16 protein-coding genes are annotated in these 22086 nt (G+C 65.4%); 3 read left to right on the top strand and 13 right to left on the bottom strand.

Features of this window, described 5'->3' with window-relative positions; translation table 11 throughout:
* Nucleotides 1-331 precede the first annotated feature (331 nt).
* From UC32_RS19405 to UC32_RS19395, 3 genes are read right to left on the bottom strand one after another with little or no spacing between them, the layout of a single operon-like run.
* Nucleotides 332-4054 carry a 1,4-alpha-glucan branching enzyme gene (locus UC32_RS19405; RefSeq protein ID WP_045732810.1) on the bottom strand — a complete coding sequence of 1241 codons (3723 nt, stop codon included), beginning with the start codon at nt 4052-4054 and terminating at the stop codon, nt 332-334.
* Between the two features lies 1 nt (nt 4055).
* Nucleotides 4056-5852, bottom strand: coding sequence for a maltose alpha-D-glucosyltransferase (gene treS, locus UC32_RS19400; protein ID WP_045732809.1), 1797 nt, complete (start codon nt 5850-5852; stop codon nt 4056-4058).
* A complete protein-coding gene (locus UC32_RS19395) occupies nt 5849-7891 on the bottom strand; it encodes an alpha-1,4-glucan--maltose-1-phosphate maltosyltransferase (RefSeq protein WP_045732808.1) in 2043 nt (680 codons plus the stop codon). Before UC32_RS19395 ends, treS begins: the two co-directional genes overlap by 4 nt.
* 193 nt (nt 7892-8084) lie before the next feature.
* Here UC32_RS19395 and glgP point away from each other — a divergent pair, with 193 nt between their 5' ends.
* Nucleotides 8085-10703, top strand: coding sequence for an alpha-glucan family phosphorylase (gene glgP, locus UC32_RS19390; RefSeq protein WP_200896421.1), 2619 nt, complete (start codon nt 8085-8087; stop codon nt 10701-10703).
* Between the two features lie 74 nt (nt 10704-10777).
* Here the strand turns inward: glgP and UC32_RS19385 are convergent, their stop codons facing one another.
* From UC32_RS19385 to UC32_RS19350, 8 genes are all read right to left on the bottom strand, one after another.
* The gene (locus UC32_RS19385; protein WP_045732806.1) at nt 10778-11134 is read right to left on the bottom strand and encodes a barstar family protein; all 357 of its coding nucleotides are present in this window, start codon (nt 11132-11134) and stop codon (nt 10778-10780) included.
* A 7-nt stretch (nt 11135-11141) separates the two neighbouring features.
* Nucleotides 11142-11633, bottom strand: coding sequence for a guanyl-specific ribonuclease (locus UC32_RS19380; RefSeq protein ID WP_045732805.1), 492 nt, complete (start codon nt 11631-11633; stop codon nt 11142-11144).
* A gap of 16 nt (nt 11634-11649) precedes the next feature.
* Nucleotides 11650-13761: a glycogen debranching protein GlgX gene (glgX, locus tag UC32_RS19375; protein ID WP_045732804.1), complete on the bottom strand. Its 2112-nt coding sequence runs from the start codon at nt 13759-13761 to the stop codon at nt 11650-11652.
* A 157-nt stretch (nt 13762-13918) separates the two neighbouring features.
* Complete coding sequence (gene rlmB, locus UC32_RS19370) at nt 13919-14908, bottom strand: 23S rRNA (guanosine(2251)-2'-O)-methyltransferase RlmB (protein ID WP_015936075.1); 990 nt, start codon at nt 14906-14908, stop codon at nt 13919-13921.
* A 91-nt stretch (nt 14909-14999) separates the two neighbouring features.
* Nucleotides 15000-16466 (bottom strand): cysteine--tRNA ligase, encoded by a 1467-nt coding sequence (cysS, locus tag UC32_RS19365; protein ID WP_045732803.1) that lies wholly within the window; start codon nt 16464-16466, stop codon nt 15000-15002.
* A gap of 23 nt (nt 16467-16489) precedes the next feature.
* Nucleotides 16490-16990, bottom strand: coding sequence for a 2-C-methyl-D-erythritol 2,4-cyclodiphosphate synthase (ispF, locus tag UC32_RS19360; RefSeq protein ID WP_045732812.1), 501 nt, complete (start codon nt 16988-16990; stop codon nt 16490-16492).
* 11 nt (nt 16991-17001) lie between these two features.
* Nucleotides 17002-17784, bottom strand: coding sequence for a 2-C-methyl-D-erythritol 4-phosphate cytidylyltransferase (ispD, locus tag UC32_RS19355; protein ID WP_045732802.1), 783 nt, complete (start codon nt 17782-17784; stop codon nt 17002-17004).
* A gap of 122 nt (nt 17785-17906) precedes the next feature.
* Complete coding sequence (locus UC32_RS19350) at nt 17907-18389, bottom strand: CarD family transcriptional regulator (protein ID WP_011690592.1); 483 nt, start codon at nt 18387-18389, stop codon at nt 17907-17909.
* Between the two features lie 272 nt (nt 18390-18661).
* On the opposite strand from UC32_RS19350, the gene UC32_RS19345 reads away from it, so the two are divergent.
* Nucleotides 18662-19204, top strand: a complete 543-nt coding sequence (locus UC32_RS19345; RefSeq protein WP_045732801.1) for a hypothetical protein — start codon at nt 18662-18664, stop codon at nt 19202-19204.
* 176 nt (nt 19205-19380) lie between these two features.
* Here UC32_RS19345 and UC32_RS19340 read toward each other — a convergent pair whose 3' ends face one another.
* Both UC32_RS19340 and UC32_RS19335 read right to left on the bottom strand, forming a co-directional pair.
* Nucleotides 19381-20061, bottom strand: a complete 681-nt coding sequence (locus tag UC32_RS19340; RefSeq protein WP_045732800.1) for a response regulator transcription factor — start codon at nt 20059-20061, stop codon at nt 19381-19383.
* Complete coding sequence (locus UC32_RS19335) at nt 20058-21317, bottom strand: sensor histidine kinase (RefSeq protein WP_045732799.1); 1260 nt, start codon at nt 21315-21317, stop codon at nt 20058-20060. The genes UC32_RS19340 and UC32_RS19335 overlap by 4 nt, the downstream gene beginning before the upstream one ends.
* Before the next feature lie 206 nt (nt 21318-21523).
* Here UC32_RS19335 and UC32_RS19330 point away from each other — a divergent pair.
* Nucleotides 21524-22086 (top strand): phosphate signaling complex PhoU family protein (locus tag UC32_RS19330; RefSeq protein ID WP_045732811.1); only part of this gene is annotated, 563 nt, incomplete at its 3' end.

The following is a 22086-nucleotide window of genomic DNA, read 5'->3' as shown; positions in this document are numbered from 1 at the left end:
ATTGAGTTCTCAAACAACAGACACACCCGGCACCACCCAAACACACGTTCAGGATCGCTCCGGAGCAACTTTCCAAACTTACCCGGCTGCTTCGTACTTGTCAAACCGGCGTTCTCGACCTTCATCGCCGTGAGGCTTGGTGGTCGGTTTTCCGTCTGACTCCGTGGAGCAGCGCGGAAATAAACTCTACCACCCCTTGGCCGGGAAGGCCAACCCGGCCCCTGTCGGGTCCCTCGTCACTCAGTCCACCCACGGCGGGAGGCCCGGAATCTCAGGGATTCCGGGCCTCCTTTCCTGGCCCAAGCAGCGGTGCGCTGTCCGGCCGCAACGCCTAGCGGGGTGCCGGCGCTCCCGGAATGAAGAAGGATGCACCGAGCGGAGGAAGGGTGACGGTCAGCGTTGCCGGCTGCCCGTCCTGTCCTTCATCGGTGGCCTTCAACTCTCCGTTGTTCAGGACGCCGGAGCCTCCATATGTGGTGTGGTCGGTGTTGAGCACTTCGGTCCAGGCACCTGCCTGGGGAACACCCAGGGTGTAGCCGGCGTGCGGCGCTCCGGAGAAGTTGATGGCGCACACCACCGGGTTGCCGTCCGCATCACGGCGGATGAAGGACAGTACGTTCCTGTCAGCGTCTCCGCCGTTGATCCACTGGAACCCGGCAGGTTCGTTGTCGCGGGCGTACAGGGAGGGCGTGGATGTGTAGAGCTCGTTCAGGTCCTTGGTCAGCAGCTGGATCCCCTTGTGGGCGGGGATGTCAGCGAGCCACCAATCCAGCCCGTGCTGCTCCGACCACTCCGCTTCCTGGCCGAACTCGGTCCCCATGAAGATGAGCTGCTTACCGGGATGTGCCCACTGGTACGCGAGGAAAGCGCGGAGGTTTGCCAGCTGCTGCCACCGGTCCCCCGGCATCTTGCGAAGCATCGAGCCTTTGCCGTGCACAACTTCGTCGTGGCTGATGGGCAGCAGGAAGTTTTCCGTGAAAGCATAAACCAGCGAGAACGTCAGGCCGCCGTGGTGCCATTTGCGGTTGACCGGGTCTTCGGAGGCGTACTTCAGGGAATCGTGCATCCAGCCCATGTTCCATTTCAGCCCGAATCCCAACCCGCCGTGGCTGGTGGGTGCGGTCACGCCGGGGAACGCGGTGGACTCCTCGGCGATCATGACAGCGCCGGGGTGGGTCTTGTAGACGGTGGCGTTGACTTCCTGGAGGAAGGAGATCGCTTCGAGGTTCTCCCTGCCACCGAACCGGTTGGGGCGCCACTGTCCTTCCTCACGGGAGTAGTCCAGATACAGCATCGACGCCACGGCATCCACGCGCAGCCCGTCGATGTGGAACTCGTCCAGCCAGTACAGGGCATTCGCCACCAAAAAGTTGCGCACCTCGGTTCGGCCGAAGTCGAAGATCAGCGTTCCCCAGTCGGGGTGTTCGCCGAGAGTGGGGTCAGCGTGTTCGTACAGGGGCTGGCCGTCGAACTGTGCCAGCGCCCATGAATCCTTGGGGAAGTGGGCAGGGACCCAGTCCAGCAGGACGCCGATGCCGGCCTGGTGAAGGGTGTCCACCAGGTATCGGAACTCGTCGGGGTGGCCGAACCGGGACGTCGGGGCAAAGTAGGAGGTGACCTGGTAGCCCCAGGAGCCGCCGAAGGGGTGCTCGGCAACCGGCATGAACTCCACGTGAGTGAAGCCCAGCCACTTGACGTAGTCCACGAGCTCCTTGGCAAGCTCGCGGTACCCGAGCCCCAGGCGCCAGGATCCGAGGTGGACCTCGTACACGCTCATGGCCGAGTTATGCGGATCGCGTTCGGCGCGGGCCTGCATCCACTCGTCGTCCTTGAAGGCGTAGGACGGTTCCACCACACGGGATGCCGTGAGCGGCGGGACCTCGGTTCCGAAAGCCAGCGGGTCCGCTTTTTCCACCCAGTAGCCAGCCTTGGTGCGGATCTCGAATTTGTAGCACGCCCCTGCTACAACCCCGGGAATGAAGAGTTCCCAGATGCCGGAGGAACCCAGCGAGCGGAGCGAATGTTCGCGTCCGTCCCAGCCGTTGAAGTCGCCCTTTACGCGGACGGCCTGCGCATTGGGAGCCCACACGGCAAAGGAAACACCGTCCACGTCCCCCAGCGAAGACTTGTAATGCTGGACGTGTGCACCCAGGACCTGCCAGAGCTTTTCATGGCGGCCTTCTCCGATGAGGTGCAGGTCCACCTCACCGACGGTCGGCAGGTACCGGTAGGGCTCGTCCACCGTGACTGGGTCAGCCCCGGGGTACGTGACGGACAGGCGGTAGTCCGGAACGTGCCCGTGCTCGCTCGGTTCCAGTACAGCTACCCAGGCCCCATGTGCCTCGTGTTGCATCGGCACTTCCCCCGCAGCGGTGATGACGCTGACCGCTTCCGCCAGGTGCTTCACCGTGCGGACGGTGACGTGGCCGTAGTCATCCAGGTGCGCCCCCAGTACGGAGTGCGGCGCGTGGTGTTCACCGTTGGCAATCTTGCCCAGGGTGCCGTCGTCCACCGGGAGCGGAGCCCCCGGCCGTCCTGTTCGTGCTGTGCCTGTCATTTCGTTACCTTCCGATGCTGCGCCGGCGGTATCGCCGGCGCCATTACCGCCCAGGAGCCGTCTGGAGGCGCTTACTGGAATCGCCAGCCAATCGGGCCTGTTACGCATTTCATAAACAACTTCGTACAGCGCCTTGTCCAGCCACAATGCCACAAACAGCGGCGAGGTCCGGTCCACAGTGCCGGGGGTGACCCGCGCGTAGCCGGCGAGGAACGCGTCCGCGCAGTCATCAACCCAGGACGCAGGCACGTGGGCCCCCTCCTGCTCGCGCTGGGCTGCACCGGCCGCGTAGTCGAAGGACCGCAGCATTCCGGCGACGTCCCGCAAGGGCACATCCGGGCCGTTCCGCTCATCTATGGGGCGCAGCGGCTCGCCCTCAAAATCGAGGATGGCCCAGCGGGGCTCCGATTCCGTGGCCTCGGGCGGTTCCGTTCGGCCTGCGGCATGGGGCACCTGCAGGATCTGGCCCAGGTGCAGGTCACCATGGATCCGCTGGAGCGGACCTGCGCTGGCGCCGTCGAGCCCGTCAAGAAGAGCGCCCAGCGCCTCGTCATAGGGGCCGACGGCGGGACCGGCCTCGGCCCAGGCCTCGCGGATACGCCGGGCTACTCCCGCCGCGACGTCATGGCCGGACCCGGCAGCTTCTGAGCTGCCAAGCGTTTCGGCCAGCCGGCGGTGGACGGTGGCCGTGGCCGCGCCGAGTGCTCGCGCCTCGGCGGTGAAGTCCCTGCCGGCCCGCGCCGCGTCAACGGCGAGCCGCCAGGCATCCAATCCGCCGGCCAGGAATTCGTGCGCCACGGCAAGCTCGCCCTGCACCGGGCGGGTGCCCCTCGCGGTCCCGCCTGCGTTGGTGCCGTTTTCCAGCCATTCACCCCGGACCCAGCCCAGCGTGGCGGGGACTTCCGAGGTGCCGGCGGCGGTGAGGGCTGCGCCCACTTCAACTTCGGGGTTGGTTCCGGCGGAAAGTGTCCGGAAGAACTTCACGATTGCCGCAGACTCGCCGTCGTCAACGATCACCGAGGTGTTGGACTGCTCGCCGGACAACACCTTGACCACCCCGTGGGCGGTGGGGAGCCGGTAGTTCCCCGATGCCTTAAAGCCTGCGGCCGCGCCGGTGCGTGCCTTGGTTTCATGCCGGATGAGGTCCAGCCAGCCACCGATGAAATCGGGATCGTGGAGGGCGTCGTAAACCCAGGTCCTGGACGGGTCCGTTCCGGCTGCCTGTCCCACCAGCGCCCTCTCCATACCGGCCGCCGGCGCCGACCGGAAGCTCAGCGGAACCTGCACCACCAAGGTGCGGCCGCCGCCGTCGGACGGACCTGTGGTGATGCTCAGCAGGAACACGGCAAGCCCCGCATGCCCCGAGGGGTCCTCAATGCCCAGGCTGCCTGCCTGCGACATCTCGAAGTCGGGGCTGTTGACGGGGAACCATCGCTGCTTCGGAAGCCATTCCTTGAGGAGCGTGGTCAGGGCGGGAGTCAGTATTGGCTGGTTCATATCAATTCTCTATCGACAGGATGGGCAGTGCCTGTGTATAGGGCGACGACGGATTCGATGTCGCCGACCGGAGCCGGAGCCAGAAGAAATCGTGGCTGCCGAGGGTCAGCGTCAACGTACCGTCGTCGTTGATCCCCGGGAAGACCTGGCCGCCGAAGACGTCGCGCAGTCCCCGGCCGGCGTATTCGGGCACCCGCAGAGTGGCGGCCACGGGATGCTGCGAGAGGTTGAACGCGCAAAGGACCGTTTCGCCGTTCAATCCTGCGGAATTCCCGTCCGGCAGCTCCCGGAGGTAAGCCAGGACGGCGTCGTGGTCGGCTTCGACGTGCTTGAAGGCCCCGAGGCCGAAAGCCGGATGGTTTCTTCGGACGCTGAGGATCTGGCGGGTCCAGCGAAGCAGCGATCCGGAGTGGGCGGCCTCGGCCTCAACGTTGGCCATGCTGTAGTTGTAGACCAGCGACTGGATGGGCGGCAGGTAGAGCTTGCCCGGGTCCGCGTGTGAGAAACCCGCGTTGCGGTCGGGGTTCCACTGCATCGGTGTGCGGACGGCGTCACGGTCCTCGAGCCAGATGTTGTCGCCCATGCCGATCTCGTCCCCGTAGTACAGGAACGGGCTGCCCGGAAGGGACAGCAGCAGGGCGTTGATCAGCTCAATCTCAGCCCGTGAGTTGTCCAGCAACGGGGCCAGCCGGCGGCGGATACCGATGTTGGCGCGCATGCGCGGGTCCGGTGCATACCAGCCGAGCATCGCTGCGCGTTCGTCGGCGGTGACCATTTCGAGCGTCAGTTCATCGTGGTTGCGCAGGAAGGTGCCCCACTGGGCTCCGTCCGGGATGTCCGGAGTGTCGCGCATGGTCTCGATGATGGGCGCGGCCTTCTGGTCCCGGAGCGCATAGTAGAGCCTCGGCATGATCGGGAAGTGGAATGCCATGTGGCACTCCGGCTCTTCCTCCGTCCCGAAGTACTCCACCACCTCGTTGGGCGGCTGGTTGGCCTCGGCGATGATGACCCGGCCGGGGTAGCTTTCGTCCACCATGGCGCGCAGTTTCCGCAGGAAGTCATGGGTAGCCGGAAGGTTCTCGCAGTTGGTCCCTTCCTCTTCGAACAGGTAGGGGATGGCGTCTGCGCGGAACCCGTCAATGCCCTGGTCCAACCAGAACCGCACAACGTCGAAGAGTGCCTCGATGACCTTGGGATTTTCAAAGTTCAGGTCAGGCTGGTGGCTGAAGAACCGGTGCCAAAAGAACTGCCGGCGGATGGGATCGAACGTCCAGTTTGATTCCTCGGTGTCGACGAAGATGATTCGGGCATCCTGGTACTTTTCGTCGGTGTCACTCCATACGTAGAAATCGCCGTAGGGACCGTCGGGGTCCTTGCGGGATTCCTGGAACCACGGGTGCTGGTCCGAGGTGTGGTTCAGCGGCAGGTCGATGATCACCCGCACTCCCCTGGCATGTGCCTCAGCCACCAGCCGCTTGAAGTCGCTTATGGTCCCGAACTCGTCCAGAACGGAGTTGTAGTCCGAGATGTCGTAGCCGCCGTCGCGCAGGGGTGACTGGAAGAACGGCGGCAGCCACAGGCAATCCACCCCGAGCCATTGGAGATAGTCCAGCCGGTCGATGAGGCCGGAGAAATCCCCGGAACCGTCACCGTTGGCATCCGCAAAGGCCCGAACCAGCACCTCGTAGAAAACGGCTTTCCGGTACCACAGCGGATCATGCTGGAGACCCGGAGCATTCAGCTCAAACGTGCTTTTGGGCGTGAAGTGCTGGCCGGAACTTTGCGGATTGAAAATCACCGAGGCATTCTCCTGACGCTCAGGATGTGTGCCGGCTCCACGTGCGGGTCAAGGCGGACGTAGTTGAACTCGCCCCATTCCCAGCTTTCGCCGGAGATGAGGTCGTCAACATGGAAGCCGCCACCCGGGGTGATGTCCTGCGGGTCCAGCTCCAGGGCCGCCAGGTCCAGGGCTACGCTGCATTCCTTGGTGACATGCGGGTCCACGTTGACCACCACAATGAGCGTGTCCTTGGAACCGTCGGCCAGGGTCTTGTGCTTGGAGTAGACCACGGTGGAATCATCGGTGCTCTGGTGGACCGTGAGGTTCTGCAGGTCCTGGAGTGCAGGGTGGTCACGGCGGAGGTGGTTCAGCCGCGTGATGAACGGTGCCAGCGTCCGGCCGGACTCGGCAGCGGCGTCCCAATCGCGGGCCTTGTATTCGAACTTCTCGTTGTCGATGTACTCCTCAGCGCCCGGGCGGGCCACGTGCTCGTACAGTTCGTAGCCGGCGTACACGCCCCACAGCGGGCTGGCCGTCGAGGCCAGGACAGCCTTGACCTTGAAGGCGGCCGGACCTCCGTACTGGAGGTACTCGGTGAGGATGTCCGGGGTGTTGACGAAGAAATTGGGCCGGAAGTACGCCGGGGACTCATGGCTGACCTCCTGGAAGTACTCCTCGATCTCCTTTTTGGTGTTGCGCCATGTGAAGTACGTGTAGGACTGCTGGAAGCCTGCCCTGCCCAGTGCGTGCATCATCGCAGGGCGGGTAAAAGCCTCAGCCAGGAACACCACGCCGGGAACCGATTTGTTGACCTCGGCAATGAGCCATTCCCAGAACCACACGGGTTTGGTATGCGGGTTATCGACGCGGAAAATCTTTACCCCGTGGCTGACCCACAACAACACAATCCGCAGAATTTCGTTGGAAAGCCCCTCGGGGTCATTATCGAAATTAAGCGGGTAAATGTCCTGGTACTTCTTGGGCGGATTTTCGGCATAGGCAACGCTGCCGTCCACCCGGGTGGTGAACCATTCGGGGTGCGCCGCCACCCAGGGATGGTCAGGTGCCGCCTGCAGCGCCAGGTCCAGCGCCACTTCCAGGCCCAGCTCATTGGCCCGGGCCACGAAGGCGTCAAAGTCCTCGAAGGAGCCGAGATCGGGATGGATGGCGTCGTGGCCGCCTTCGGCGGCACCGATGGCCCACGGGGAGCCGGGATCGTGCGGGCCCGCCACAAGGGTGTTGTTCGGGCCTTTCCGGTGTTGCACGCCGATCGGGTGGATGGGCGGCATGTAGATCACGTCGAAGCCCATGGCCGCAACGGCGTCAAGCCGCCGCGCTGCAGTCCGGAAGTTACCGGAAGTCCAAGCGCCGGAGTTGTGATCCTTGACCGCCCCCTCGGAGCGGGGGAAGAACTCGTACCAGGACCCGCGGCCGGCGCGGTCACGCTCCACGAGGAGGGGGTACTGCTCGGAAACGGTGACGAGTTCACGGATAGGCTGGTGCGCCACAACGCCGGCCACATCGTGGCCGAACCCGGCACCCAGGCGTTCTTCGGTGCTGAGGGACTGGTCAGCCAGCTTGCCGGCGGCGTCGCGGAGGACGCCTTTGTCCCAGTCGCTACGGAAGTCCTCGGTGGACGCTTCGCGCAGCAGGGCAGCGCCTTCGGCAAGCATGAGTTCGACGTCGATGCCGGCGGCGATCTTCACTTCAGCATTGTGGTGCCACGTGCCGTAGCGGTCATGCCAGGCCTCAATGACGAATGACCAGTTGCCGGTTTCCGACGGCGTGAGGACGCCCTCCCAGCGGTCGGTTCCCATGCCCCGTTCCCCGCGCGGAGGGGCGAGCCGAACTCGCTGGCGCTCGGCACCCGAGGGATCGAGGAGCACGGCGCTGACGCCTAGCTGGTCATGGCCTTCACGGAACGAGGTGGCACCCACGACGATTCCTTCACCGGGCAGCGCCTTGGCGGGGAACTTCCCGCCCTCGACGACTGGCTGAACGGCAGTGATCGGAAAACGTCCGAACCGGAGTCCGTCGGTGATCTGTCCCTTGGGCATTTTCTTTGATGCGGCACTGGTTACTGGGTTTGTCGTCACAGGCTCGACGTTAGCGAGAAATGACGGAGATTGCTAAGGCTGCGCACTGTATTTTGTTGCGCCGTGCTTCATTTGCTTCACGTCCCCTGTCATTTACGCAAAAGAAACCTAAAGCTGGTTACAGCTGCGGGGGTTGTCCGTTAGTGTGACGCAGGTGAAGGCAATCCGCAGGTTTACGGTCCGTACAGTCCTCCCCGAACCCATCCGGCCCCTGGCCCGGCTGGCCAGCAATTTGCGCTGGTCCTGGCACCGACCCACCCGGGAACTTTTTGCGGGCCTCAACCCCGCTCTGTGGCAGGAAAGCGGCCAGGACCCGGTGGGTTTCCTGGGCATGGTCAGCCGCGAGGAGTTCCAGCAACTGGCCACAGACCAGGCAGTGGTGGAGAGGGTGCGGGCAGCCGAGGCGGACCTCAACCGCTACCTTGAAGAGCCCCGCTGGTACCAGGGCCTGGGACCGGAAGCTCCTGCTTCCATCGCCTATTTTTCGCCCGAGTTCGGCATTACCGAGGTCCTGCCCCAGTACTCCGGTGGCCTCGGCATCCTGGCCGGCGACCACCTGAAGGCGGCCTCGGATTTGGGCGTGCCGCTGATCGGCGTGGGCCTGTTGTACCAGGCCGGCTACTTCAAACAGTCCCTCTCCCGGGACGCCTGGCAACAGGAAACCTACCCTGTGCTGGATCCTGACGGCCTGCCCCTCACACTGCTCCGCGAGCCCTCCCCGGACGGTAACGGCAAACCGGTCCAGGTCTCCTTGCCGCTCCCCAACGGCCGGCGCCTGCTGGCACACATCTGGCGGGCCGACGTCGGACGCGTCCCCCTCCTGCTCCTGGACTCCAACGTCCCCGGCAATGACGACGCCGCCCGCAGCATCACCGACCGTCTTTATGGCGGCGGCGGGGACCACCGGCTCCAGCAGGAGCTGCTGCTGGGCATGGGTGGCGTGAAGGCGCTGAGGGCGTTCCAGAAGCTGACCGGCACCGCGGCTCCCGAAGTGTTCCACACCAACGAAGGCCACGCAGGCTTCCTGGGAATCGAACGTATCCAGGAACTGATGTCCGGTGAGCAGGCACTGACGTTCGACGAAGCCCTCACGGCGGGGCGGGCCTCCACCGTCTTCACCACACACACCCCCGTGCCGGCAGGCATCGACAGGTTTGAGATCGCACAGATCAGCCACTTCTTCCAAGCCGGGCTCGCCCCCGACGTGCCGGTGGACCGCATCCTCGAACTGGGCCGCGAGAACTACGCCGACGGAAACCCGTCTGTCTTCAACATGGCTGTGATGGGCCTGCGCCTGGCCCAGCGCGCCAACGGCGTGGCAAAGCTGCACGGCGAAGTGTCCCGCGGGATGTTCTCCGCCCTGTGGCCCGGCTTCGACCACTCCGAGGTGCCCATCACCTCGGTGACCAACGGCGTCCACGTGCCCACCTGGGTGGACGACCGGATCGCCAGGCTTGCCCGCGACCAGTTTGGCAGCGAGGCGGAGGCGAACGGCCGCTGGGACCTTGCCTACAACGTCAGCGACGCCGCCGTGTGGGCGCTGCGCCGCGAGATGCGGTCCGCGCTGGTGGACGACGTCCGCCGCCGGCTCCGCGCCGCGTGGAAGAAGCGCGGTGCAGCCGACGCCGAGCTCGGCTGGACGGACAACGTCCTGGACCCGGATGTGCTCACCATCGGGTTCGCCCGGCGCGTCCCCACCTACAAGCGCCTGACCCTGATGCTGCGCGAGCCGGAACGGCTGAGGGCACTGCTCCTGCACAAGGAGCACCCCATCCAGCTGGTGATCGCCGGCAAGTCCCACCCGGCCGATGACGCCGGCAAGAAGATGATCCAGGACCTGGTCCGGTTCACCGACGATCCCGAGGTCCGGCACCGGATCGCGTTCCTGCCCAACTACGACATCGCCATGGCGCGGACCCTGTTCCCCGGCTGCGACGTCTGGCTGAACAACCCGCTGCGCCCGCTGGAGGCCTGCGGCACGTCCGGCATGAAGGCGGCGCTGAACGGGTCGCTGAACCTGTCCGTCCTGGACGGCTGGTGGGACGAGATGTACGACGGTGAGAACGGCTGGGCGATCCCCACCGCAAACAACGACGCGTCCCCCGAGGAACGCGACGACATCGAAGCGGCAGCCCTGTACGAGCTGCTCGAAACCCAGGTGGCGCCACGGTTCTACGGCAGCACGGTGTCAGAGTCCGCAGGTGCCGCAGGGCCCTCGACGTCGGCGGCCGAGAAGGTGCCCACGCACTGGGTCTCCATGATCAAGCACACCCTGTCCCACCTGGGCCCGGCGGTCTCCGCCGAACGCATGCTCCGGGACTACGTGAACATCCTGTACCGCCCGGCTGCCGAGGCGGGGCGCAGCGCCATCGCCAACTCGTACGCGCAAGCCCGATCCCTGGCGTCCTGGTCGGCGAAGGTCCGTGCCGCCTGGCCGCAGGTCCACGTGGAGCATGTGGATTCGGTGGGCGTGTCCGAGGATCCACAGATCGGCGACACCCTGCAGGTCAACGCGTACGTGGCCCTCAGCGGCCTCACCCCCGAGGACGCCTGTGTGGAGGTGGCCTACGGCCGGGCTGAGGAAAGCGACACCCTGACGGACATCACCATCATGGAACTGCAGGTGAAGGAGGACCTGGGCAATGGCCGCCACCTCTTCAGCGGTTCCCTGGTGATCGACAGGTCCGGCCCGTTCGGCTACACCGTCCGTGTCCTGCCGCGGCATGAAGGACTCGCGTCCAAGGCCGAACTGGGGCTGATCGTCAACGCGTAGCATTCAGGCCAGCGAGGCTGGTTGAGCATCAAAACAGGAGGGAAGCCGACGGGCTTCCCTCCTGTTTTGTCGGTTCAGAGGAGGACGGCGGTGACCCTCAGGTCCTTGCCTGCGTAGCTCTCGGCGTCCTGCAGGATTTCGCACAGTACGCCGAAGGAACGGTCGCCGCGGAAGGCGGCGGCGACCTGCCAGAGGACAGTGACGGGGGCGTTGCCGTTTTCGCTGATGCTGTCCGCAAAGTCATGCAACGAATCGTTGAGGGCATCCAGGTTGACCCCGTAGTGCTCCGGGAAGCTCAGGACCTCGCCGAAGGTTTCCAGGACCGCCCGTTTGCTGTCCGCCGGGGGGATGACCAGGCTGCGGCGGCCGGCGTCCGCCACCTGCTCCTGGAGTTCCTCAAGGGTCCAGGTGTCGCCGGAGTAAATCTTCATGGTGCTGCTAGCTGCCTTCCGTAATGAACGAGAACGATTCGTAGTGGTCGCCGGTGTAGTACTTCTCGCCGTCCGCACCGGCAACGATCCTGCGGGCGCCGCGGTCTGATTCCCCCGGTGTGGGCACAGTGTATTCGCGGTAGTAACCGCGGTCCCTGCGGGGCAGGATTCCCTCAAAGTTGCCGAATGCCTGGTCATCCTGGCTGTACCGGTACGGACCGCCCGCTCGGATCAGGGCCAGGATCCGGCGCCCCTCGGCCGGCAGCTGGGACTCCCTGATGGCCGGCAGGCCGGAGGGGTTCTTTTGTGCGGGCGCCGGTGCCGCTTGGGCCGGTTTAGACGGCGCCGGGGACGCGGACGCGGATGCCGCCGCGCCGGTGGTGGGGGCCGTCGTCGTGCCCTCCGTCAACTGGCCCAGGACGCCCTGGCCGCCGAAGACCAGCACTGCCACCACCACGAGGGCGGCAAGCAGCAGGGGCAGGATGTTGCGGTTGCGCATGGTCGATATTCCCGGGCTAGGCGTTGCGGTAGATGCTGATGGAGTTGGCCTCCACCAGGTCCTTTTCACCTGAAGCCACCAGGCCGCCCTGCCGCTGTTCGTGAAGCGGGGAGGTGGTGAGCCGCAGTTCGAACATGCGGGGACCCGTGCCCTCCGCGGCCAGCGGCGGAAGGGTAATGGTGACATCCGAGCCGGTTCCGTTCACCACCACCAGGCCCGCCAGCTCACCGTCGTCGGAGCCGAGGAGCAATTGCATCACGCGGTGCTGCGGGTCGTTCCAGCGTTCCATGGACATCGGTTGGCCGTTGTGGTCGTACCAGTACAGGTAGGACTGCTCGTCCCGGACCGGGAAGTGGTGCGGCTGAGCGGCCAGGAACTCCTTGCGGAGCCGGATGAACCGCTTGGTGCTGCGGAGCATCTCATGTGATTCCGGGGTGCGCGTCCAGTCCACCCAAGTGAGGGCGTTGTCCTGGCAGTAGGCGTTGTTGTTCCCCTGCTGGGTGCGTGCCAGTTCGTCTCCGGCGGTAATCATGGGAATGCCGAGGGAGATCAGCAGCGATGCCATCATGTTGCGGCGCGACTGGGCGCGACTGGCCAGGATCTCGCCGTCCTCAGAGGGCCCCTCCACCCCATGGTTGTAGCTTCGGTTATCACCGTGCCCGTCGCGGTTCTGTTCGCCGTTCGCTTCGTTGTGTTTCCTGTCGTAGGACACGAGGTCGTTCAGCGTGAAGCCGTCGTGGGCGGTCACGTAGTTCACTGATGCGAGGCGCGACCGGCCGGAGCCTTCAAAGAGCGCAGCGGAGCCGGACAGGGCGTCTGCCAGTTTTGCCACCGAGCCACCCTGCCCGCCGGACTCCAATGCTGCCCGGTCGGCGAGCCAGAAAGACCGGACGGAATCCCGGAAATGGTCGTTCCAGTCAACCCAGCCCATGGGGAACCGGCCCGTCTGCCAGCCGCCGTAGCCGACGTCCCACGGTTCGGCGATGAGCTTGGTGTCGGACAGGACCGGATCGGCAGCGACGGCCACCAGGAAGGGGTGCCGGGGGTCGAATTCGTTATCGCCGTTCCGGCACAGGGTCACGGCCAGGTCGAAGCGGAACCCATCGATGTGGAACTCGTCCACCCAGTACCGCAACGAGTCGAGGACCAGCTGCACAACGCGGGGCTCGGCAAAGTTAAGGCTGTTTCCGCACCCGGTGGTGTCCAGGTACTTCCCGTTGCCGTCTGTCCGGTAGTACCGGTTCTCCCCCAGCCCGCGGAAGCTGATGGTCTGCCCATCCGCGCCGCCCTCCGCGGTGTGGTTGTAGACAACATCGAGGATGACTTCCAGTCCTGCCTCGTGGAAAGCCTTGACCATGGCTTTGAATTCGTTCTGGATTGCCTGCGGACCGGCGTCCTGGGCCGCGCGCGTGGCGTAGCCGGGATGCAGGGCGAAGAAGGCCGCCGTGTTGTAGCCCCAGTAATTCGTCAGGCCGAGGTCCTGCAGGTGCGGTTCGTCCAGGTGGAAATGCACCGGCAGCAGCTGCACTGACGTGATGCCCAGTCCTTTGAGGTGCTCAAGGACTGCCGGGTGCGCCATTCCCGCGTAGGTCCCGCGGAGTTCTTCGGGGACATCGGGGTGGAGCATGGTCTGTCCGCGGACATGCGCCTCATAGATAATGGTGTTCCGCCAGGGCAGCCTCAGGCGGCTGTCCGTTCCCCAGTCAAAGTCACCGGCAGTGCGGGCGCTGGTGAGGAGACCGTCCCGCAGATCCACGGCCCGGCCATAGGGATCGAGCAGCGGGCGGCTGCCGTCCTGGTCCAGCCCGTTGGCCGGTACCGCTACAGGCAGCGACTGCTCGCCGGAGGCGGGCCGGAAGCCATACCGGGAACCCGGAGGCAGGTCCGTGACAATCCCATGGTGGACACCGTGGGTAACGTTCGGCAGAGGCTGGACGCGCCATTCACCGCCCGGGGGCTGGTACACGACTTCCAGGCTGGGCACACCGGGGGCGTAGCAGGCAACGTTGGCCCTGCCCCTGGCCACCGGGCCGGAGCCGTCTGAATCGGCGCGCGGAACGCTGACACCGAGGGGTACCGCCGTAGAGGCGTCCATGGTGGAGGCTGTGTCGAAGAGCGGCATGACCATTAGCTAAATAGTAGCCGCCGGCGGCTGCTGGCCTGCGCCAGCGTCACACATGACGCCCGGGCCGCCCCCGGACGAGAGGACCCGCCGGGAGGACCGGACGGGAGGACCCGCCGGGAGGTCCCGCCGGGAAGACCCGTCCGGCGGGACCCCGGTATCACTACTTGGCTGCGCGCTGGCGGGAGACCTCGTACAGGGTGATGCCCACGGCCATGGACGCATTCAGGGATTCCATGGCGGAGTCAATGGGGATGGAGACGATCTGGTCGCAGTTTTCGCGGACCAGCCGGCTCAGGCCCTTGCCTTCGGAGCCCACCACGATGCACACCGGTTCGGTGGCGAGGCTCAGGTCCGGCAGTGACACGTCGCCGTCGCCGTCAAGGCCCAGGACGAAGATGCCCATGTTCTTGAACTGCTTGAGGGCGCTGTTCAGGTTTGAGGCCCGGGCCACCGGCACGCGGACCGCCGCGCCGGCGCTCGTCTTCCACGCCGAGGCGGTGACGCCAACGGAGCGGCGCTCCGGAACGATCACGCCGTGGCCGCTGAAGGCAGAGACGGAGCGGATGATGGCGCCAAGGTTGCGGGGATCGGTGATGCCGTCCAGCGCGACGAACAGCGGGGCGTTGCTGATGTGCCCCTTCTTCCACTTCTCCACGGTTTCTTCGGCGAGCTCGTAGGCGTCGGCGTAATCGTAGGGCGGGATCTGCAGGACGAGGCCCTGGTGGACGGCGTCGTCGGTCATCCGGTCCAGTTCAGGCTTGCCGGTTTCCAGCAGCGGGATGCCGCGTTCGGCCGCCAGCTTGAGGGACTCCTTGACCCGGTCATCCATTTCGATACGGATGGCGACGTGCAGTGCCTTCGCGGGAATGCCGGCGCGGAGGGCTTCCACCACCGAGTTGCGCCCGGTGACCACTTCTTCAGTGGCGCGGCCCTTGGGGCCGGACTTGCCCGCACCGGCGCTGCGGGCACCGGGGTTGCGCTTGGCGGCCGAGCGCTCTGAGAGCTGCTTGGCCTTGTGCGCCTTGTGGTAAGGACGGTCCTCCGCCTTGGGCGTGGGGCCCTTGCCTTCCAGGGCCTTGCGGCCATGGCCACCGGTCCCGATGGTTGGGCCCTTCTTCGCTTTAACCGATCGGCGACCATTGTTGGCCATGATGTTCCACCCTTGATTGTGTTGACTGAGTCCGGCTACCAGTCTACTGACCGAAGAAAAATCGGGTTCCGGGGCTTTTCGGTCCGGACGCTCAATCCCGTTTCAGGCTCCACGTGGCGCCATCCGGACCGTCCTCGACCACCACGCCGGCCTCGTTCAGGGTGTCGCGGATGGCATCGGATGCAGCCCAGTCCTTTCCGGCGCGGGCGGTGGCACGGGCGGCAAGCTGTGCCTCCACCAGGACGGCCAGTGCTTCGGCTTCACGTGTGCTGGCCTTTTCCGAGCCGGCGACGGCGTTGAGGCCCAGGACGTCGGTCATGATGACGACGGCGTGCATCGCCTTCCGGGCGGAGTCGTCGTCGCCGTCGGCGAGGGCAGTGTTTCCCGCCCGAACCGTCTCATGCAGTGCCGCCAGGGCGCGCGGGACATTCAGGTCGTCGTCCATGGCGGCGTAAAAGGCGTCAACTGCACCCGTCGAGGGGCCGTAGTCCCCCGTCACGAAGCCGAAGTCGGTGCCGAAGCGCGCCGCGGCCTTCGCCAGGAACCCGTCGATTCGTTCGACGGCGGCGGCGGCCTCCTGCAGGGATGTGGGGCGGTAGTCCAGGATCGACCGGTAGTGCGCCTGGCCGAGGTAGTAGCGCACGACGCGGGGCGAGGCGAGTTCCAGCATTTCGCTGGGGCTGATGGTGTTGCCGATGGACTTGGACATCTTTTCACCATCGTAGGTGACCATGCCGTTGTGCATCCAGAAGTTGGCGAAGGGGTGGCCGGCGGCCTGGGACTGCGCCATCTCGTTCTCGTGGTGCGGGAACCGCAGGTCCAGTCCGCCGCCATGGATGTCGAATTCTGTGCCAAGGTATTTGGTCACCATCGCCGAGCACTCCAGGTGCCAGCCGGGGCGGCCGGCGCCCCACGGCGACGGCCAGCTTGCGGTGGCAGGTTCGCCCTCTTTGGAACCCTTCCACAGGGCAAAGTCGCGGGGATCCCGCTTACCCCGGGGGTCGGCGTCCGCTGCCGCCTGCAGGTCATCAATGTTCTGCCGTGTCAGGGCACCGTACTTGCTCCAGGACCGGACGTCGAAGTACACATCGCCGGAATCGTCCAGCGCCGGGTAGGCATGCCCGCGGTCAATCAGCTGCTGGATCAGGGCGTGCATTTCCGGGATATGGCCGGTGGCCCTGGGTTCGTAGGTGGGGCGGGAGACACCGAGGGCGTCGTAGGCCTTGAGGAATTCCTGCTCGTAGCGGTAGGCCAGCGCCCACCATTCCTCGCCCGGAACCTCGCCCGGTTCGGGCTGGAAACCGGAAGCGAAGGACGCCTCCGACTTGGCAAGGATCTTGTCGTCAATGTCGGTGACGTTCCGGACCACCGTGACCCGCAATCCGCGGTGGGTCAGCCAGCGGGTCAGCTGGTCGAACGCGATGGCGGAACGGATGTGGCCGACGTGCGGCATACCCTGCACGGTCGCCCCGCAGTAGTAGAGGCTGGCCCTTCCGGCTACGAGGGGGACGAAGTTCCGGACTTCGGCGGAGGCAGTGTCATAGAAGCGCAGGGTCACCGCTCCAGATTAGCCGATGCCGATTAGCCGATTGATTCGGAAAAGCGCTGGTAGACCAAGGCAGTGGCCACCGCGGAGATCCCTTCACCGCGGCCCGTGAATCCGAGGCCGTCGCTGGTGGTGGCGGTGACGCTGACCGGGGCGCCGGCAGCATCCGAGAGGACCTGCTGCGATTCCTCACGGCGGGGTCCGAACTTGGGGCGGTTTGCCACGAACTGCACCGCGACGTTGCCGATTTCAAAGCCGGCCGCCCGGACAATCCGCGCAGCCTCGGCCAGCAGGGTAACCCCCGAGGCGCCGGCGAACTCCGGCCGGTCGGTGCCGAAGTGGTTGCCGAGGTCGCCGATGCCGGCAGCGGAGAACAGTGCGTCGGCGGCGGCGTGGGCTACCGGGTCACCGTCGGAATGTCCGGCCAGGCCACGCTCGCCCGGCCAGAGGAGCCCGCCTACCCAGAGCTGCCGCGCTTCGCCCTCGGCAGCGAATGCGTGGACGTCCACGCCAATTCCGGTACGGGGAATGATCATGCCCGCCCCGCTCATCCCTCCACCCACCGTGCTCCGAGGGGACCTTCCAGGAGGCCTTCGGCGAAGATGAGGTCAAGGGGCGTGGTGATCTTGAGGGACTGCGTGGAACCGCGCACCACGTAGACGTCGGTGCCGGCCATCTCGACGAGCATCGCATCGTCAGTGACCGCGGCTGCCTCCCCCGGTTCCAGTTCCTGCGCTGCTTCGTGGGCTCGGCGCAAGGTTTCCGCGCTGAAGCCCTGCGGTGTCTGGACGGCGCGGAGGTTTTCGCGTGCAGCGGTCCCGGCCACCATTTCGGGGGCGACGGCGTGGTCCCCGGCGGGCGTGGGCGTCACGGTCTTGACGGTGTCCACCACCGGGACAGCAGGGATGACGGCTTCGGCACCGGCCGCGAGGGCGTCGACCACCCGGTGGAAGACCCCTTCGGGGGTCAGTGCCCTGGCGGCATCGTGCACCAGGACAGCTTCGATTCCGTCCATCAAGGCACCAATGCCCTGCCGGACCGAGTCTGCCCGGGTGGGGCCGCCGTCAACCACGGTCAGGAGCGGGCCGCCGTCGGCCAACTCTTCCCGGAAGGCGTCGCAGAGGGAGCGCAGGCCGTCGTCGCCCTCGGGAAGGACCACGCAAACCTGGGTGGACACGCCGGATGCGACGATGCCCCGGAGGGCATGCATCAGGATGGTCTCGCCGCCCAAGGGCACGGCTGCCTTAGGCATGCCGTAGCCCAGCCGCTGTCCCGAACCTGCAGCCACCAGGATCACAGCGGTGACCGGGCGGGTTGGTGTTTCGCTCATGCGGACTAGCCTACGTCCCGCGTGCCTGCTGCGTCCCGACATGGCTGGCCGGGGGCACGACAGGGGTGTTTTCGGGCAAAAAGAAACCCCGGCTGCACTTTCGTGCCGCCGGGGCTCAATTCTTAGGAAGCCAAGACCTCGTCGAGAACGCTTGCAGCCTTCTCCTCGTCGGTCTTTTCGGCCAGCGCCAGTTCTGAGATCAGAATCTGCCGGGCCTTGGCCAGCATTCGCTTTTCGCCTGCGGAAAGGCCCCGGTCGTGATCCCGGCGCCACAGATCGCGAACGACCTCTGCCACCTTGATGACGTCACCGGAAGCAAGCTTCTCCAGATTTGCCTTGTACCTGCGCGACCAGTTGGTGGGCTCTTCGGTGAACTCGGCGCGGAGCACATCAAACACGTGCTCCAGGCCTTCCTTGCCCACTACGTCCCGGACCCCAACAAGGTCAACGTTTTCTGCTGGAACTTCAATGGTCAGATCACCCTGAGCCACCTTGAGCTTGAGATACATTTTCTCTTCGCCCTTGATGGTGCGCATCTTGATTTCTTCAATCTTCGCAGCACCGTGGTGAGGGTAAACTACTGTCTCGCCGACCTCAAATACCATGTGGACATTTCCCCTTTCCCGCAGACCAGTTTATCACGATTCAGGCATATGACCGGCCGCGGAACGTGCCCTCAACCGCGAAAATACGCGGAAAATCGGCCTAATCGACCCCCTCCACCCCCTTGACGAACGCAGATAATAGTGCATCGCGCATGCGCTGCCAAGGATGATGTGACGCTCCCGAATCCGCGTTTGAGCCCCTTTGCGGATAGGCTATGGGCTGAATAATGTTTCAAGACTCTCGAGGAGTACGTGACGTGCGTTTCACTGCGATGAACCGGGCCCGGCGGGGCAAGATGGCACTTACGGCCGCCGTTGTAGGCGTTGGCCTGCTGACCGCGGGCTGCGGCTACATCACGCCCCAGCAGACAAACCATCAGTACTCCGCGTCGGACGGCATCCGTGCCGACCTGGGCCCGCTGAAGCTCCGGAACATCCTCATCATCTCCGCGGGTGAGGACCAGCCGGGCCGCGTCATCGGCGCTGTCTACAACTCCTCGTCCAAGGACGTGAAGCTGACCATGAAGGGGGCCGAGGGATCGCAGACCGAAGTTGCCGTGAAGGCGAACTCGTCCACGCTGCTCAACGACACCACTGACGAAGCCATCCTCAGCACCACCGGCGGCAAGGCCGGCTCATTGGTTGATATCCAGGTCAGCGAAGACGGCACCAACGTGAACAGCACCGTGCGCGTACCGGTCTTGGACACCACGCTGCCCGAGTACAAGGAATACCTGCCGTCCGGCAGCACGCCGTCGCCGAGCACCTCGGCCACGCCGTCTCCGTCCGCTTCGGAGAGCGCCGCGGGCCACTAACGCTCCGCGCCACAGCTCGAACATACAAAAGGGAGGGGCCACACGGCCCCTCCCTTTTGTCTGCCCGTTACGGCTGCCGGCGACGCAGATCTTTCCCGGTGCACCCCGTATACGGGGTGCACCGCTGACTCAGCACGTCAAAATTGAGGATGCGAGTCGGGTGCAGCCAGGAAGACTTACGGCTCGAACTTGTAGCCCAGGCCGCGCACGGTCATCAGAAACCGGGGCGCGGAGGGATCGGGTTCGATCTTTCCGCGCAGCCGTTTGACGTGGACGTCCAGGGTTTTGGTGTCACCCACATAGTCGGAACCCCAGACCCTGTCGATCAGCTGTCCACGGGTCAGCACCCGGCCGGAGTTGCGCAGCAGCATCTCCAGGAGCTCGAACTCCTTCAGTGGAAGCAGCACCTGCTCACCGTCCACGCTCACCACATGGCGTTCGATATCCATCCGGACAGGGCCGGCCTGGACGGTGGAGGAGATCAGTTCCTCCGGCTCACCCTGGCGGCGCAGCACCGCCCGGACGCGGGCAACCAGTTCCCGCGAGGAGTACGGCTTGGTGACATAGTCATCCGCGCCCAGCTCCAGGCCCACCACCTTGTCGATTTCGGAATCCTTGGCCGTCAGCATGATCACCGGGACGGTTGAACGCTGCCGGAGCTGCCTGCAGACTTCGGTACCGGACTGCCCGGGAAGCTGAAGGTCCAGCAGCACCAGGTCAGCACCATTGCGGTCGAACTCGGTGATGGCATCGAGGCCGTTGTCCACGACCTCCACCTCGAACCCTTCCTTGCCCAGCAAATAGGACAAAGGATCGCTGAACGACTCCTCGTCCTCCACAATCAGAATCCTGCTCAAGCGCTAGCTCCTCGTTCTTTAGCGCCGGCGGCGCGGGGTATTGGGGTGACAGTGGGCTGTCCGGCCGTTGGTCCTGCCGGCCCCGTCGCCGGGACAGTTGCGGACGGAAGGTCCGTGTCGCCGTCGTGCCCTGCCTCGGGTCCTTCCATCTCGGGAAGCCGGAGCGTGAAGGTGGAACCCTGGCCGGGCTGCGACCACAGCGTCACCTCGCCCCCGTGGTTGGAGGCGACGTGCTTGACGATGCTCAGGCCAAGACCCGTGCCGCCGGTGTGGCGGGACCGGGCGGCATCCACGCGGTAGAACCGTTCAAAAACCCGTTCCTGGTCCTCGGCGCTGAGGCCCTCGCCCTGGTCCGTCACCGAGATGGAAACCAGGCCTTCCTTGGAACGGACGCCAATGCCCACGCGGGTGTTCGGCGGTGAATACCGGATGGCGTTGTCGATCAGGTTGCGCAGCGCGGTAACCAGGAGGTCCTGGTCACCGAAGACCTTCTCCTCGGTGCGGCCACCCACCACGATGGTGATGTTCTTGCTTTCGGCCGGCAGCTGGGACCGGTCCACGGCCTCGGCAATCACGGCGTTGACGTCAACGGGACCGCCCTGCTGCACCACGCTGGCGCCCTGCAGGCGGGAGAGTTCGATGATGTCCTGGACCAGCGCCGCCAGCCGGCCGGATTCCTTGTGCATGCGCTTGGCGAAGCGGCGGACTGCCATTTCGTCGTCAGCCGAGGATTCGAGCGCCTCGGCGAGCAGGGAGATGGCGCCCACTGGCGTCTTCAGCTCATGGGAAACGTTGGCCACAAAGTCGTTGCGGATTTCCTCGGTCCGGGTGATTTCCGTGCGGTCATCGGCCAGGAGGAGGATATATTCCTCACCCAGCATGGCTGCCCGGACCTGGACGATGATGGTTCCCTGCCCCAGCGGCCCTCGCGGCAGCTCAAGCTTCTTCTCGAGGATCACGCCATCGCGCCGCACCCCCGCAGTCATGTCCAGCAGCTCCTTGTGGACCACCGTGTGGCCGCGGACCAGGCCGTAGGCATAGGCGGCAGGGCTCGCCCGGACCACACCGTCCACGGCGTCCACCACCACAAAAGCGCGTCCGACGACGGCCAGCACCTCGGCGGCACCGTCCGGCAGTCCCGGCTCGTCACCGTCCATATCCAAAAGCTGGCGCTGCTTCTCGCTCACCCGGTAGGCAAGCACGCCGAACGTGCCCAGCGCCAGGCCGACGAGGCCCGCGATCAGGCCGATGAACATTGGATCCACAGGTCCACCTTATGCTCTTGCCGGTGGCCTACCGGCGCGTCCGGGCCCCCTGCGCCCACGGTTCAACTAACGTTCACCTGCAAGGGATCAACCGTTCACCGGATGCTGGCAGAGTATCCAGTTGGACTGCCGAATGGCGACACGATTCCTGCTGCCCTCGTGCGGGCGTGCGGGAGTTCCAAGGAAAGGACGCCGACGTGCGTAAGGTTTTTCAGGAAGAACTCACCCAGGTCGGTGACCAGCTGGTGGAGATCTCCCGGCTGGTCAGCGAAGCGATAAGCAAGGCCACCACATCATTCGAGGTGGCGGACGTGGACCTCGCCCAGGACGTCATTGCCGCGGATGCGCGGATCGACTTCCTGCAGAACAGCCTCGACGAACGGGCCATCGACATCCTTGCCCTCCAGGGCCCGGTGGCCAGCGACCTGCGGATGATCGTTGGATCACTGCGGATGAGCGCCTCCCTCGAGCGGATGGGGGACCTCGCCCGGCACATCGCGCAGCTTGCGCGCCTTCGCTTCCCGTCCACCGTGATCCCCGCTTCGATGACCGGGACGTTCAAGGAGATGGCGGAGCTGGACCAGGTCATCGCCGACAAGCTGGCCGTCCTCCTGGAGACCCGCGACCTCGAGGTGGCCCGGGACATCATGAAGGCCAACACCGCCATCAACGACCTGCACCTCAGCGTGTTCAAGGCCATCGCCGCACCCGAGTGGGCCGAGTCCCCCGCCACCACCGTGGATGTGGCGCTGGCCAGCCG

The sequence above is a fragment of the Pseudarthrobacter chlorophenolicus genome, from assembly GCF_000962805.1.
Classification (GTDB): Bacteria; Actinomycetota; Actinomycetes; order Actinomycetales; family Micrococcaceae; genus Arthrobacter; species Arthrobacter chlorophenolicus_A.
The sequence above is the reverse complement of the archived record's forward strand: the minus strand, read 5'-3'. Positions and strand labels throughout refer to the sequence as shown.

What these genes read in the sequence shown, in the direction of transcription:
- UC32_RS19405 (WP_045732810.1), bottom strand. Translation starts at nt 4,054, where the DNA reads ATGAACCAGCCAATACTGACTCCCGCCCTGACCACGCTCCTCAAGGAA.
- UC32_RS19395 (WP_045732808.1), bottom strand. Translation starts at nt 7,891, where the DNA reads ATGCCCAAGGGACAGATCACCGACGGACTCCGGTTCGGACGTTTTCCG.
- UC32_RS19385 (WP_045732806.1), bottom strand. Translation starts at nt 11,134, where the DNA reads ATGAAGATTTACTCCGGCGACACCTGGACCCTTGAGGAACTCCAGGAG.
- UC32_RS19380 (WP_045732805.1), bottom strand. Translation starts at nt 11,633, where the DNA reads ATGCGCAACCGCAACATCCTGCCCCTGCTGCTTGCCGCCCTCGTGGTG.
- glgX (WP_045732804.1), bottom strand. Translation starts at nt 13,761, where the DNA reads ATGGTCATGCCGCTCTTCGACACAGCCTCCACCATGGACGCCTCTACG.
- rlmB (WP_015936075.1), bottom strand. Translation starts at nt 14,908, where the DNA reads ATGGCCAACAATGGTCGCCGATCGGTTAAAGCGAAGAAGGGCCCAACC.
- ispF (WP_045732812.1), bottom strand. Translation starts at nt 16,990, where the DNA reads ATGATCATTCCCCGTACCGGAATTGGCGTGGACGTCCACGCATTCGCT.
- ispD (WP_045732802.1), bottom strand. Translation starts at nt 17,784, where the DNA reads ATGAGCGAAACACCAACCCGCCCGGTCACCGCTGTGATCCTGGTGGCT.
- UC32_RS19350 (WP_011690592.1), bottom strand. Translation starts at nt 18,389, where the DNA reads ATGGTATTTGAGGTCGGCGAGACAGTAGTTTACCCTCACCACGGTGCT.
- UC32_RS19345 (WP_045732801.1), top strand. Translation starts at nt 18,662, where the DNA reads ATGAACCGGGCCCGGCGGGGCAAGATGGCACTTACGGCCGCCGTTGTA.
- UC32_RS19335 (WP_045732799.1), bottom strand. Translation starts at nt 21,317, where the DNA reads ATGTTCATCGGCCTGATCGCGGGCCTCGTCGGCCTGGCGCTGGGCACG.